General features: G+C 36.2%; 15 protein-coding genes. 12 read left to right on the top strand and 3 right to left on the bottom strand.

Translation table 11 applies throughout. The features are described from left to right. The first annotated feature begins 665 nt into the window (after positions 1-665). The gene (locus LRP83_RS21110) at positions 666-1,769 is read left to right on the top strand and encodes an MBL fold metallo-hydrolase (RefSeq protein WP_230498809.1); all 1,104 of its coding nucleotides are present in this window, start codon (positions 666-668) and stop codon (positions 1,767-1,769) included. A gap of 81 nt (positions 1,770-1,850) precedes the next feature. On the opposite strand, the gene LRP83_RS21105 is transcribed toward LRP83_RS21110, so the two are convergent. Next, entirely contained in the window at positions 1,851-2,339 is a 489-nt protein-coding gene (locus LRP83_RS21105) for a MarR family winged helix-turn-helix transcriptional regulator (RefSeq protein WP_435531377.1), read from the bottom strand. Between the two features lie 123 nt (positions 2,340-2,462). On the opposite strand from LRP83_RS21105, the gene LRP83_RS21100 reads away from it, so the two are divergent. The 8 genes from LRP83_RS21100 (at position 2,463) to LRP83_RS21060 (ending at position 9,108) form a co-directional block, all read left to right on the top strand. Then, positions 2,463-2,966, top strand: coding sequence for a CarD family transcriptional regulator (locus tag LRP83_RS21100; RefSeq protein WP_230498808.1), 504 nt, complete (start codon positions 2,463-2,465; stop codon positions 2,964-2,966). A gap of 212 nt (positions 2,967-3,178) precedes the next feature. Further along, a complete protein-coding gene (locus LRP83_RS21095; RefSeq protein WP_230498807.1) occupies positions 3,179-3,736 on the top strand; it encodes a TetR/AcrR family transcriptional regulator in 558 nt (185 codons plus the stop codon). A gap of 72 nt (positions 3,737-3,808) precedes the next feature. After that, positions 3,809-5,245: a DHA2 family efflux MFS transporter permease subunit gene (locus LRP83_RS21090; RefSeq protein WP_230498806.1), complete on the top strand. Its 1,437-nt coding sequence runs from the start codon at positions 3,809-3,811 to the stop codon at positions 5,243-5,245. Positions 5,246-5,270: 25 nt separating this feature from the next. Further along, on the top strand, positions 5,271-5,708 hold the full coding sequence (locus tag LRP83_RS21085; protein WP_230498805.1) for a universal stress protein: 438 nt from the start codon (positions 5,271-5,273) through the stop codon (positions 5,706-5,708). A gap of 140 nt (positions 5,709-5,848) precedes the next feature. Further along, a complete protein-coding gene (locus LRP83_RS21080; protein ID WP_230498804.1) occupies positions 5,849-6,562 on the top strand; it encodes a YwaF family protein in 714 nt (237 codons plus the stop codon). Positions 6,563-6,724: 162 nt separating this feature from the next. Next, positions 6,725-7,378, top strand: coding sequence for a Gfo/Idh/MocA family protein (locus LRP83_RS23380; RefSeq protein WP_435531376.1), 654 nt, complete (start codon positions 6,725-6,727; stop codon positions 7,376-7,378). A 67-nt stretch (positions 7,379-7,445) separates the two neighbouring features. Next, entirely contained in the window at positions 7,446-8,858 is a 1,413-nt protein-coding gene (gnd, locus tag LRP83_RS21065; protein ID WP_230498803.1) for an NADP-dependent phosphogluconate dehydrogenase, read from the top strand. Between the two features lie 112 nt (positions 8,859-8,970). After that, a complete protein-coding gene (locus tag LRP83_RS21060; protein ID WP_230498802.1) occupies positions 8,971-9,108 on the top strand; it encodes a hypothetical protein in 138 nt (45 codons plus the stop codon). Between the two features lie 287 nt (positions 9,109-9,395). On the opposite strand, the gene LRP83_RS21055 is transcribed toward LRP83_RS21060, so the two are convergent. Together LRP83_RS21055 and LRP83_RS21050 are read right to left on the bottom strand one after the other, a co-directional pair. Next, positions 9,396-9,704, bottom strand: coding sequence for a hypothetical protein (locus tag LRP83_RS21055; RefSeq protein ID WP_230498801.1), 309 nt, complete (start codon positions 9,702-9,704; stop codon positions 9,396-9,398). A 113-nt stretch (positions 9,705-9,817) separates the two neighbouring features. After that, complete coding sequence (locus tag LRP83_RS21050) at positions 9,818-10,096, bottom strand: zinc-ribbon domain-containing protein (RefSeq protein WP_230498800.1); 279 nt, start codon at positions 10,094-10,096, stop codon at positions 9,818-9,820. An 810-nt stretch (positions 10,097-10,906) separates the two neighbouring features. Here LRP83_RS21050 and abc-f point away from each other — a divergent pair. The 3 genes from abc-f to LRP83_RS21035 are packed head-to-tail and all read left to right on the top strand — an operon-like array spanning position 10,907 to position 14,593. Continuing rightward, positions 10,907-12,799, top strand: coding sequence for a ribosomal protection-like ABC-F family protein (gene abc-f, locus LRP83_RS21045; RefSeq protein WP_435531378.1), 1,893 nt, complete (start codon positions 10,907-10,909; stop codon positions 12,797-12,799). A 59-nt stretch (positions 12,800-12,858) separates the two neighbouring features. Continuing rightward, on the top strand, positions 12,859-13,758 hold the full coding sequence (locus tag LRP83_RS21040) for an ABC transporter ATP-binding protein (RefSeq protein ID WP_230498798.1): 900 nt from the start codon (positions 12,859-12,861) through the stop codon (positions 13,756-13,758). After that, positions 13,751-14,593: an ABC transporter permease subunit gene (locus LRP83_RS21035; protein WP_230498797.1), complete on the top strand. Its 843-nt coding sequence runs from the start codon at positions 13,751-13,753 to the stop codon at positions 14,591-14,593. The genes LRP83_RS21040 and LRP83_RS21035 overlap by 8 nt, the downstream gene beginning before the upstream one ends. Positions 14,594-14,823 lie beyond the last annotated feature (230 nt).

Below are 14,823 nucleotides of genomic sequence, written 5' to 3'. Positions count from 1 at the left end.
ATAAACCGTTCCGTTTTGAGGTGCAAATCCTGTAAATGACAATGAAAAAGGCGTGCAATCTGACAACAGATTTGACACGCCTTTTTCATTTATGTTGGAGTCTTTGACATCAATAAATTTAAATAAGAGCGAGCCCCCAATAAGCGGAGAAACTTCCCTTAATTACGAAATAGACCTGAAAATAGCCTAAATAGACGGAGGATTTCCGACTATTTACTCAAGAAACGTCAAAATAGGTCATTTTCCTTTGCTTAACCGGAAAACCTCCGCTTATTTCCCCCGAACCAAGCATTATTCCGAAGTTTAACGGAAAAATCTCCGCTTATGTTTTAATCACTGGTTACTAAATTAAGGATAAGAAGCGTTATAAGAATTGACATCCCAATTGACTCTTAATTTTGAGTGCACAATATACTTTGTCCTTTAAATTTCTTTGCCATTTCTGATGTCAATTTACCCTTGTGACCTCAAACCGGAATAGTTTTTCTAGTTAGAGAATGGTTTTTTCTTTTTTACAAAAATATGATATCGATGTAAATTTAATTTATAGTTTAAAAATTGAAATACATTACGTGCCCAACAACAGCTAAAAAGGGGTAAACGGTACGCAAGAAGGTTTTTTAGAAGCTGAATTAAAAATCGATTTTAGGGAGAAAAAGATTGGTATGTTATTTTTTATTGTGATGTTGGCTGTACTAGTCATGGCAATTGTAATTTTTATAACCCTTCATCCAATATTTGGGGGAAATCCAAGTAAGAAGGAGAAGGAAGTGTTTAGCCATTTTGAAAATTACTTCGCTGGGAAGTTTAGGAATGAAATCCAAACGAATATGGATATGAATATATCTACTATTTCGTCCTTAATGAAGGATTCGATTAAAGGGAAAAAAGACCGCAGACCGAAAACATCGATACCTATTTCATCAATAGATTGGGACCAGATCAATAGTAATCAAGACAGTTTAATTTGGTTTGGCCACTCTACGTTTTTTCTTCAGTTAGAGGGTAAAAAGATTCTCTTGGATCCAATGTTCGGATCTTCTCCCTCCCCAGTTCCATTTGTTAGCAGTAAACGGTATAGTAAGGATTTGTTATACATAATTGATGAATTACCATTTATCGATGCGGTTTTGATTACCCACGATCACTATGACCATTTAGATTATCCATCCATTCTTAGATTAAAAGATAAAGTTGGCTATTTCTTTGTTCCATACGGTGTTGCTGCCCATTTAAAACGATGGGGGGTAGCGGCAGAGAAGATTAGGGAATGTAATTGGTGGGATGAAGTAGAATGGAAAGGTTTAACCATTGCGTCCGTTCCGGCACAACATTTTTCAGGAAGAGGGCTAGCTAATCGAGACAGTACTTTATGGACTGGATGGGTCGTTATTGGGGAAAATAACAGGCTGTATACGAGTGGTGATGGAGGTTACGGCCCTCACTTTAAACAAATTGGTGAAAAATATGGACCTTTTGACCTTACCTTAATAGAAGGTGGTCAATATGATAAGCGCTGGTCTATGATTCATATGATCCCAGAAGAGTCAATCCAAGCCCATCTAGATGTAGGGGGAAATAACATGATGTTAATCCATTGGGGGGCATTTACTTTGGCCTATCATGGATGGACAGATCCTGTGGTTCGGGCATTAAGAGTGGCAAAAGAAAGTAATGTTCATTTAATCACTCCAAAAATCGGGGAACTGGTTCTACTCAATAGGACGATTTCTGTTGAAGATTCAATCTGGTGGAAAGAGATGACATAGGTAGCCACTCAAAAAATGGTAGAAGATATAGAGTGAATTTAGGGGGGAGCTTAAAATAGGCAAGATCTTCCCTATTTTAAGCTATTTATTTTCTGTATTGTTGTAGTAATCGCGGGATAATCCCCAATCCATTTTTAGAATTTCTTTAAGTAGGGATATATTTTCGGATCCTATTTTATCTGCAATTTTTTCTTCCAATGTTGCTTTTAATGCTTCGTTTTTTTCATAGCACTCTTCACCTAGTTTAGTCAAACTTAAGCATTTTTCTTTTCTATTATTCTCCGCGTTTTTAATCTCTACTAACCCTTTTGACTCGAGACTTTTAATAAACTTATGAGTTGCTTGGCGTGAGATGTCAACATACTTGGATACGTAAGCGATAGTTGGCTGTTTTTTATATATTCTAGCCATAATAAACCATTCAGAATTTGATATGTATATTTCATGACTATCATTCCATAATCTTTCAGTTAGGCTTCGAAGTAGAAAATGGCGCTCGCCTAATAGATCTACTAAATCTAAATTTTGAAATTCAGAGTTCAACCAACTCACTGCTTTCTTTTTTTTCATTACTATACCTATTTACAGACATATTTGTCAACTTAATTGACAAAGTTAAGAAACAAAGTTAAAATGAATTTGGTCAACTAAGTTGACGATTGTTTATAAGTCAAAAAAAATAGGGGTAATACGATGTTTGATATTGGTGATGTGATAATCTACTCAGAGCATGGATTATGCCAAATTGATGATATTTGTGAAAAAACGATTGCAGGTGTGACCAGAACCTATTATATTTTGCATCCACTTGCACAGGAAAATTTACAAATTAGCACTCCTATTGATAACAATAAAGTAGTGATGCTAAAGACGATGGAACGAGAGGAAGCAGAACAACTTTTAGAATCCTTTAAAAAGCCAGGTATTGCTTGGATTGAAGAACATAAAAAACGCTACCATCAATATCTTGAACTTATTCAAACAGGAGATCGAAAAGTAATCGCTGATATCGCGATTACCTTGATGCAGAAAAATCTTGAACTGAAGGAAAATAATAAGAGATTATATGATCAAGATCGGAAACTGTTACAGACGATTCAAAACATATTATTTAATGAAATGGCCATGTCTATGAATACGTCTTTCGAAGAAATAGAGGAAAGGGTAAATAACCTGATTAATGCTATTAATGTGTAATAAAATGGATCCTATAGTGTAAATTAAGAGCGTATTTTTTGATTGATCGTTATATCAAAATACGCTTTTTTTTATTTGTGCTTGGTAGGGTACCAGTTAGATTGAAGTGTAATGTTTTACAAAAAATAATAAAAAATAAAGCTTGAATTTCTAAAAACAATTTTGATATAGTATAAAACAGACCGGTCGGTATGGAGGAGGTAGTGACGGAAATGGATACAAAATCGTTGATAGTCGACATCGCGACAAATCTTTTCCAACAAAAAGGCTACAAGGGTGTAGGATTAAACGAAATCTTAAAAGAATGTAATATTACAAAAGGAGCGCTCTATCATCATTTTCCAAATGGAAAAGAAGAATTACTTATCGCTTGTCTTCAATCCATGAACGAATCGATTACGGCATCCATTGAGGGTATTTTCAGAGGATATCCAACTACACTAGAGGCCTCACAAGCCATGCTTGAAAAATTAGTAGACGACTTTGACCGTGAAGGTACGATTACTGGTTATACCTTTACCAGCATCGTTAGCGAAATGGCCTCACTAAGTGATTCAATCCGAATTGCCTGTTCCTTGTTATACACAAACATCCAAGGGATTTATTCAAATAAGTTAGAAGAAGATGGATTTTCCAAAGAAAAGGCATATTCCACCGCACTTATGATGACTGCTACGATTGAAGGTGGAATTATGCTTTGTTTAACACAAAATACAAGCGATCCTCTAAAGATGATTTCGTCTGTATTACCCAATTTGTTAAAAAAATAATGAGGTAAATATACAAAGAACAAATTACACAGTTATTACCATATACAGGTAATTAATGATAAAGGAGATAAAATGGGAACACATACTCAAGTAAAATATCCAAAGGCAATGGCAGCTATCTTAATGTTAGGTACTTTTATTGGGCTTTTTGGTGAAACAGCATTAAATATGGCATTATCAAATATTATGGAACAATATTCAATCTCAGCTCCTATTGCACAGTGGCTGACAACAGGCTATTTATTAGTTTTAGCCATTTTAGTACCGATTTCTGCACTATTAATGAAATGGTTTTCTACAAGACAATTAGTTCTCGGGGGGTTAATTATTTCGCTGTTGGGTGCTGTTTTAGCAGCATTATCGATTAATTATCCGATATTATTAGCTGGTCGTATCGTACAGGCAATTGGAACAGGTCTCTTAATACCGGTTATGTTGAGTGTGATGTTAATCATTTTTCCAATTCAGAAGCGTGGAGTCGTAATGGGGATTATGGGTCTTGTTATTACATTAGGTCCTGCATTAGGGCCAACACTTTCAGGGATTATTATTAGTACGTTAAGCTGGCCATATATTTTCTGGTTTAGTGCTATGTTCTATGTGCTATTGGTTGTTAGTGCTACAGCTACAATCGAAAATGTTTCGGAGATTACGAAGCCTAAAATCGATATCCCCTCTATACTTTTATCAACAATCGGTTTTGGTGGATTAATATTTGCATTAAGTACAATGGCTGAAGAAGCTTTTTCCTCAACTAAAGTATTGGTGCCTTTATTTGTTGGCATAATCGCACTTATTTTATTTGGTGTTCGTCAGATGAAAATGGCTCAGCCGATGATTAACCTACGTGTTTTTAAGTTTCCGATGTTCACATTAGGAACATTGACTATGTTCCTTGGTATATTAATCATATTATCATCGGGTATTTTACTGCCTATGTATTTAAAAGGTGCTTTATTATTTAGTGCTGCTGTGGCTGGTTTAATATTACTACCTGGTAATGCTGTCAATTTTATTATGTCACCGATTGTAGGAGCTCTATTTGATAAAGTCGGTGCACGTCGTTTTGGAATTATTGGTTTTATCATCGTTGTGATTGGAAATTTAACCTTTGTAATGACACTTTCAAGCCAAACACCTGGATGGCAAGTGGTCGTAGCGTTTATGATTCTATTCTTTGGGTTAACAATGGTTATGATGCCAGCTCAAACAAATGCGATGAACCAATTACCACGTGAGTTATATTCGGATGGTTCTGCAGCAATGAATACATTGAATCAAGTCGCTGGGGCGGCTGGTACAGCAATCGCGATTACACTATTTACAAGTGGTCAGAACAGTTATGCCATGGAATATCCTGATGCCACTCAGCAAGAAATATTAGCTGCTGGTATAAAATATGCTTTCTACTTTACTACAGGGATTTCAGTAGTTGGCTTAATAGGCTCTTTCTTTGTAAAAAAGCCGACAGAAGTACAAACAAATAAAAAATCACAAGCTGCGGCTTAAAAAGAGCAGAAGGGGGAAGCGACAATTGGCCAATCATTATAAATGTATTTTAGTAGCTGTAGATGGTTCTAAATCAGCTGAATACGCATTTCGCAAATCACTGGATGTTGCTAAACGTAATAAAGGTTCAATCTTAAATATAGTAAATGTCATCGATACCCGTGCGATCTATGCTTATGAACGTTCAACGATTGAACGTGTACAGCAGGCGTCAGAGGAGCTATTAAATGGCTACAAGGCTCAAGCTGAGTCTGAAGGTATTGAAAACGTAAAAGTACTCATCGAATACGGTTCACCAAAAAGTATTATCACAAAAGAAATTGCTAGCTTAGTAGAAGCGGATTTAATTCTTTGTGGTGCAACGGGACTAAATGAAATAGAACGATTCATCATGGGTTCTGTATCGGAAGCAATCGTGCGTACAGCTAAATGTGATGTATTAGTGATTCGTACACCAGAGTGATGAAAGGGGACGAAGGTCAGGCCTGATCCTGACCTTTCTTCGTTTATTATTGTTAAAATGATATTTCCCCTCATTATCCGTGTTAGATTTTTGGTTGCTGAATACAATGTAAGAAATCAGCATAGTGAGGTGAAGAATTTATGTTTTCAGTTACTGAGATGACGGATTTCACTTTTTTGTCTATGCCACATGTTGTTACGTTAGTCATTTTCTTTATAACCTGCTTCCTATTTGTCTATTACCGAAAGAAACTTCAGTCATACCAGCCAATCATTAAATGGACGTTATTTAGTATATTAATGCTTTCTGAGGTATCTTATCATTTGTGGAGAGTTTTAACCGACCAGTGGGAAGTAGCCGATCTTCCAATTCAGGTTTGTTCGTTAAGCACCTTCATTGCCCTGTTCCTATTTTTTAAGAACAATACGAAAGTATTTAATTTGTTATATTTTATCGGTATCATTCCTCCCATTTTAAGTATGGTTACACCAGACATTGTCTATCAATTTCCTCATTATCGTTTTCTAAAGTATTTCATCCATCACTCAGCCATTCCAATCACCGTTTTATATTTCATCCTATTTGAGGGGTACAGGGTCCCTAAGAAAGCTGTTCTATCCAGCTTTTTAACATTGAATATTATAGCTGTCCCTGTTTTTTTCTTAAATAAAATGCTTGATACGAATTTCTTCTTCTTAGCAAATCCATCAGAAACGAAAACATTATTATGGTTCTTCGGTAGTGGAGTTAAGTATTATGTAAATCTTGAAATCGTGGGTATAATTGTATTTATCATTACTTATCTTCCGATGGGAATGTTATTGAAAAGGGAGAAGGTAAAAGAGACGGTTTAAAAGGCAAATTCCTAAATAAAGCGTGCAGTCTCCATGAGCTGTGCGCTTTATTCAGGAAATAGAGCAGGAAAATTTTACAGCATAACGAATACTTAGTTGTTTACCAAAATTTCTTTATGAGGGTCCTTCCCCAAGATAGATAAATGGAGTAAAACTAAAACAATGCAAATTGTTAAATGGGGAATCTTAATTACAGCAAAAATAGCACAAAAGGCACTTATACTAGCATTTGAACGTGCACATAATGCCGAGGTTGTGCCCATTGCGAGTACAAGTGGAAAAGCGGAGGAAGTAGCCAACATTTTTAACATACCATCGTCATACACAAGCTATGAGGAACTTCTAGAGGATCCAGAAATTGACGCTGTCTATATTCCACTGCCGAATCATCTACATAAAAAATGGACATTAGAAGCGGCAAAGTATAGGAAGCATGTTCTATGTGAGAAGCCTGCCACTCTGACAGCTGAAGAAACAAAAGAAATGGTTTCATATTGCCGTGAGAAAAAGGTTAAATTTATGGGAAAAATTCAATTTGGTTCTGGCTGGTGGTTTAACGACCATATCGATGGAATGGAAAAGCAAATGAAGGATTTAGCCAATGTAGGCGTACTAAGTCATTTCATCGGAATGCTGACAGATTCCCGGAGCTTCCTATCCTACGCCCGGCATGCTTACTTCCGCCGAATATTGTGCAATCTTCTAGGAGAATGGGAAGCGGGCTATGTTCCTTATGACGAAAAGTTTCTTCTTCAAAAGGTTAGAAATATGAAAATGCGCAAAAGTACTTTATACAAAGATAAGAACGAAGGATAATAGAGAGGCGACTAGATGCACAAACTGATTACGGAAGCTATTTGACCAAAAAAGGAAGGTAATGAATATGTCGAAACAACAAATTGGTGTCATAGGTTTAGCAGTCATGGGGAAAAATCTTGCTTTAAATATTGAAAGCCACGGCTATTCTGTTGCTGTTTTTAACCGTTCATTTGATAAAACAGAAGATTTTCTGAAAAATGAAGCAGAAGGTAAAAACTTTGTAGGTGCTCGTACGGTTGAAGAATTTGTAAGCTCCTTAGAAACACCAAGAAAAATTTTATTAATGGTTAAAGCAGGTGCCGCAACTGACGCAACGATTGATTCGTTAAAGCCTTACCTTGAAGAAGGCGATATTCTTATTGATGGGGGAAACACCTTCTTCCAGGACACAATTAGAAGAAACAAGGAATTAGAAACAGCAGGCTACCATTTTATTGGAACGGGTGTTTCAGGTGGAGAAGAAGGGGCATTAAAGGGCCCTTCTATCATGCCTGGTGGTAAAAAAGAAGCGTATGAATTAGTAGAGCCAATCTTAAAGGCGATTTCTGCAAAGGTAGATGGTGATCCTTGCTGTACGTATATCGGACCAAATGGTGCCGGTCATTATGTGAAAATGGTCCACAATGGGATTGAGTATGGGGATATGCAATTAATCTCAGAAGCCTATTTCATTTTGAAAAATGTCCTCGGTTTAAATGCAGAGGAGCTTCATAAAGTTTTTGCTGAGTGGAACAAAGGGGAACTAGATAGTTACCTGATTGAAATTACAGCCGACATCTTCACAAAAATTGATGACGAAACAGGAAAACCGATAGTAGACTTGATTCTTGATACTGCTGGACAAAAGGGTACAGGTAAATGGACGAGTCAAAATGCATTAGACTTAGGGGTACCACTTCCAATCATTACCGAATCTGTATTTGCCCGCTTTATTTCAGCGATGAAAGAAGAGCGTGTCAAAGCAAGTAAAGTATTGAATGGTCCTGAGGTTAAGCCATTTGAAGGTAATAAAGAAGAGTTGATTGAAGCGGTTCGTAAAGCTTTATATATGAGTAAAATTTGCTCCTACGCACAAGGCTTTGCACAAATGCGTGCAGCATCTGAAGAGTATGACTGGAATCTTCGTTACGGCGATATAGCGATGATTTTCCGTGGAGGATGTATTATACGTGCACAATTCCTGCAGAAAATCAAAGAAGCATATGAACAGAATCCTGAATTAGCCAATCTATTGTTAGATCCTTATTTTAAGGAAATTGTTGAAACGTATCAGCAACCATTAAGAAAGGTTCTTGCAGTAGCGATTGAGCGTGGAATTCCAGTGCCATCATTTGCAAGTGCTATTGCCTATTTTGATAGCTACCGTACGGAATCACTTCCAGCTAACCTTTTACAGGCACAACGTGATTATTTCGGTGCCCATACGTATCAACGGATAGATAAAGAAGGGATCTTCCATACGAACTGGATGGAATAAGATTGAGGATTCTCAAGGAAGAGACAAACCAACTATGTGAATGGGAAGGTTTGTCTTTCTTTTTTTAAAAAATAGAATTCAGAATATTTTTATAATAGGGGATTGAAAGGAAATGAAAATTGTAAGAATCGGAATTCATGGTCTGGGTGTACAAGGAAGTTACTATGCAGATCTTATTCCAGAAGGTAAAGTAAATAATCTAAAGTTGGGAGCTATTTGTACCTCGAATTCAGAGAAAGAGGCTATTTAGACAATTAAAAGTCTTAATCTTCCCTTAGAAGTGGTACATGAATGTGAGAACGGATTAGAAGCCTTAGATTGGATAAAAAATGACGAAGTAGATAACTTCTAAAAAATAATTGGTAAAACCCTTTCGAATATCGAAAATCAAAAGAAGTCAAAGCGTAAGGAAGGAACTTCTTAAAATGTAAAAAAAAGCTTTGCTCAATTGAGTAAAGCTTTTTTTTGAAGACTGCTGGGATCTGGAATCAAATGACAGTCCAGACGTTTTTATTTTGTCATACTCAAGAGAAAAACTTAGTATCCATAAGGATATTGTCCCTGATTGAAATAAGGCTGATACTGTGGATAGAAAGGGTACTGGTGATGCATAGGTCCCATACAGCCGCAAGGTCTAGGAATAGGTGGACAGCAAGGGTTAAATATAGGTGGACAACAAATTGGCTGCATTGGATAAGGTGGACATTGTTGCGGTAAAACATATTCTGGTGCTGGCATTGGCATAGGCATCATTTGTGGACTTTCAGGCTGCTGGATTGGCGCTATAGGCGCAGGTGTAGGAAAATAGGGTTGCATCTTAATTGGGGAAACGGGCTTCTTTTCCATTGATTATCTCTCCTCATATTTTGAACTTCTATCTAAGGTATGTGTCCATGTTTACATAGGTATAGACATATCCCCATTTTTTGCGTTAGTCAAAATAAAGAATTAAAAAAAGCCTACAAAGCCGTCCCGCATTCCGAACAAAATTTATCCTCTTTCGGTGCACCCTTCCCGCAGTTTCTACAATACTTATTGATTGGGTTTATCCCTTCAGATAACCCTTCACCCATAACTTTCATTGTCTCACGAATAGTATCCTTTTGTTGCTCAAGCATCACCTTTTGAAGTCTAGGCCCATTTAATACAAAACCAATAAAAATTAATGGTAAAGCTACAAAGAACATCCAGAAATATTTTGGCTCTTCCCAAGTATCCAGAGTGAAAAAGTCAAACATAGAAATTCCAATGAAAACAAACCCAATGATCAGCAAAACAACTCCTAGATTCTTCAGAAAATCACCTCATAAAGCGTTATTTTCTATATTTTACGAAAATGGTAGAGACAATGTTTCAAAAAAATGGAGTAAATTTATTTACAAAAATATGTAAAAATGAGATAATAAAGAAAATTCGAAGGGGGAAAGTAAGTTTATGGAACCAACTAATTGCTAATATTAATTTAATTTAAAATTAATATGGATTTTGTATTGAGTGTAAATTTTCCTAATTCGATTAGGTTTATTTGTTATGCTCTTTATGAATCAGGCAATTTAGAAGGTAACTTACTTTACTGAAATCGAAATCATAATTTAAAGGAATTACGCCGGGTTTTTGATATATGGTGTAAGGACTAGGGGGAAATAGGCGCTCGTGCACTATTTTTACTTGAATTCGCTTTAAATTAGCATTCATCGACTATACAGACTGTAAGAAGAACCCATCTTCTTATGGTCTTTTTTATTTTAGTAGTTCTTTGATAACTCTGTTGTTCATTCGTCACAAACTAGCTAATGTTGGCGTTGATTAACTCGCGGATAATTGACACACCGGATATGGTCTTTGGAGCCCGACGACCTCCTTTTTAGGAGCTAGTGGTCGCCAAGAACCATCCTTGGAGCCGGCCGATCAATTGATCAACAGAGCATAATTATTAAATAGTAAAAGAAGTTCTTCTTTACCCTGTCCATAAAGGCGTAACGTTATATTATGGATGAAAGTAGGAAATGGGTATGTTTGAATTAAAGTTAAATGGTATTAAAAAATATATGGAAGCTACACTTGTGTTAAAGAATATTACCTTTGAAGTCTATCAAGGGGAAAAGGTTGGAATTGTAGGGGTAAATGGTAGTGGAAAAAGCACGATTCTTAAATTAATTGCGGGGATTGAACCGATGAATTACTACCCAGGCTATCCGCAAACCTCTAGCTATGGATATGATGAAGGATTAATTAACATGTCTAGAGGAGCTACTACTGCTTACCTAGAACAATCACCTGCGTATTCAGAAAGGTTAAAGGTAATTGATGTATTAAACTTGGCCTTTGAGGAAATTGACGGTATCGAGATTCAAATGCGTGAGTTGGAAGAGCAAATGAAGACTTTAGAAGATACAGCTTTGGATAGAGCCTTAATAAAGTACAGTGAGCTCGTTCAATTATATGAGGCAAAGGGTGGCTACGAGAAAGAAGAGAAATTAGGCAAGGTTTGTACCGGATTAAAATTCAATGATAGCTTTTTAAATAAGGATTTTGATTTATTAAGTGGTGGTGAAAAAACGAGAGTAGGGCTTGGAAAGCTGTTAATTCATACTCCTGATATCCTGTTACTAGATGAGCCAACGAATCACCTCGATATGGATTCAATCGAGTGGCTTGAAGGCTATCTGAAGAATTATAAGGGAATGGTCCTAATTGTCTCGCATGACCGCTATTTTTTAGATCATGTCGTAACCAAAATTGTTGAAGTAGAGGATATGGAATCGATCACCTATAAAGGAAACTACACTGCCTTTGTAAGTCAAAAAGAAGAAAATATGCGAATCCAATACGAGCATTTTAGAGAGCAGCAAAAGACGATTAAAGCACAAGAAAAGCAGGTAATGAGTTTAAGAGACTGGGCAATGAGAGCAGATAATAACAAGTTTTTTAGAAGAGCGGCTAGTATTCAAAAGAAGCTCGATAAACTGGACCGAATCGAAAAACCCGTTTTTGAGAAAAAGAATATGAAACTTGATTTTAAAGTAACAGATAGGTCTGGAAAAGAAACCATCAAGGCAAAGGGCCTCTCTAAAAGCTATGAAGATAAGGTTATTTTCAAGAACACAGACTTAATGATTCATTTTGGAGAAAGAGTGGGGATGGTTGGTCCAAATGGTAGCGGTAAAACCACCTTTCTAAGGATGCTTTTAGGTGAAGAGCAGACGGATAACGGTGTTGTCGAACTGGGAGCTAATGTAATGGCTGCCTATTTACCACAGAAAATCACTTTTAATAATGAAGAACTCACAGTGATCGAAACCTTTAGAGAGGATATTTCGATCCTAGAGGGTAAAGCACGCGAGTACTTGTCCAAATTTATGTTTTATAAAAAAAGCCCCTACAAAAAAGTGAAATTTTTGTCAGGTGGCGAGAGAATCAGGCTTAAGCTAGCGATGCTGTTATATCAAGATATCAATTTATTAATACTTGATGAGCCGACTAATCATCTTGATATTGATTCGATCGAAACCCTTGAAGAAGCGCTAGAGGACTTCAAAGGTACGATTTTCTTTATCTCGCACGACCGATATTTTATTAATAAAATGGCTGAACGTGTAGTGGCGATTGAGGGCAATGAGTTTAAAAGCTATCTCGGAAATTATGATGAATATAAAAGTGAAAAAGAAAAGCGAAGTCAAAAAGCGGTGAAAGAGCCCACTGTTACCCGTGAAAAAGGGAAGCTGCCAAAAGATGTTGCTAAAAGGAAAGAAAAGGAGGTAGATGAGTTCGAGACACTTGCAAAGATTGAAAGTCTTGAACAGGAATTAAAAGAAATTGATTTAGCCATGTGTGTCGATGGAATCGAATATGAGGAGCTTAGTAAAATGCATGACAGAAAAGTGGAGTTAAGTAAAGAGTTAGATTCTGTTATGGATTTGTGGTTGAAGTTCAGTAATTAATTTGAAAAATCGGGACAGGGAGCTGGGTGTGTTTCCTCGTCCCTTTTAAGGGGTGCAAAATGAATATATTAGAAGTTAAAAATGTCAGCAAGGAATTTGGAAAGCAAAAGGTGGTCAATCAAGTATCTTTTTCAATACTAGAAGGATCGATTGTTGGGCTATTAGGTCCAAATGGAGCTGGAAAAACGACAATGATTCGTTTATTAAATGGTGTCATTGATCCTACTGATGGCAGCATTGAAGTTCTTGGGTTGGATCCAAAACTAAATGGGGAGAAAATACGAGAAATATCGGGAATCGTAACGGAAAGTGCTTCTTTATACCATGAGATGTCTGCTTGGGATAACCTTAAGTTTTTTGCCAAAATCTATCGTACACACGATGATAAACGGATTGAGTACCTTCTAAAACAATTCGATATGTGGGAGCATAAAGACAAATTGGTGGGAACTTTTTCGACAGGTATGAAGAAAAGAATTGCACTTGCCAAAGCATTGCTACATAAACCAAAGCTATTGTTTTTAGATGAGCCGACAAATGGATTAGATCCAGAAGGCATTCAAATGGTCATAAAATATTTAGAACGAGTGAATAAAGAGGAAAAGGTTACAATCTTAATTTGTTCTCATGTGTTACATCAGTTAGAACATATATGTGACACATTCTTATTTATTAACGATGGCACCATTATTGAACAAGGGAACCGAAAGGAACTCGAAGAAAAGTATTTACAAGAAGTAGTGGTTCAAATGGAGACAAATCTGGTTGATGCTAAAATCTTTGATTTTAACGGGAAGAGAATTGGAAAAAATCAAGTGGAATTTAAATTACCTTCCAAAGATGCCATCACTCCACTATTGCAAAAAATATTAGAAAATCATTGGGTTCATACATGTAAAATCATTAATAACGATTTAGAATCCCTGTATTTCAAAATAAGAGGTGAAACCCATGAATAAGGAAGTAGTAAAAGCGTTAGTTCATAAGGATTTAAAAAGTACCTTTACATCCAAAAAAGTATGGGTACCCATGGTCATCGTATCTGTTGTAATTTGTACATTGCTCCCTCTTGTTTTTGCCTATATTGGGACTCAAACCGAACTCTTAAGTAAAGATTCAGGAGATACTAAACAAATCGTTGATACATTTATAAATCAATTTCCAGAAAGTGAAACAAAGGAAAAAGTGTTATCACTTCCAAACATGGGGTTACAATTTCTTTATCTTTTCTGTAGTTTTATGATAGCTCCATTCTTTTTGCTCGTTTCAATTATCAATTCAATGGTAACGGCGTCTAATAGCTTCGCAGGTGAGAAGGAGCGCAAGACATTGGAAAGTCTCTTATTTGCACCGATTGCCGTTAAGGATCTTTTTTTAGGTAAAGTGTTAGCATCGTTTATCCCAACGATGTTAATGACATACAGCGTATTCATTCTCGATGTCATACTAGTCAATCTATTAACCTATTCTATTTTTCAAGAGTTACTTTTTCTAAGCCCTACATGGTTAGTGTTAATGTTTTGGGTTGTGCCAATTCTCGTTTTATTTAATATTCTCGTAAATGTATTCATATCGGCAAAAGTAAAAACGTTTCAGGAGGCACAGCAATTTGCTGGAATTTTATTGCTGCCGATAATTGGGCTTTTTGTCGGACAAATATCTGGCCTCTTTTTTATTAATCCATTGCTTCTATTTATTCTTGGGCTTGTCCTCTTAATAGGAAACTTTATTTTATTGAAGTTCATGGCAAAATTTAACCAACGGAACGCCCTTTTTGAGAGTCAGATTCATTAATCAATATCCTTCAAGTTATCTACAGGATTTGTTTTAATTAACAGAAAACTGAGGATAACTATACAAAATACGAGTTATCCACAGGAGGTTTTATGCATTTCATCAATGCATAGAGGGGCATTGTGGACAACTAAATTGAAAAAAGTGGTAGCCACCGTAAATCATATACGGGGCTACCACTTATTTTTTTAAAAAAATAGTGAATTAACCAGAACTGCATAGGTAAACTT

The sequence above is a fragment of the Pseudoneobacillus rhizosphaerae genome (genome assembly GCF_917563885.1).
GTDB lineage: Bacteria > Bacillota > Bacilli > Bacillales > Cytobacillaceae > Pseudoneobacillus > Pseudoneobacillus rhizosphaerae.
This window is presented reverse-complemented; position numbering and strand designations above follow the sequence as displayed.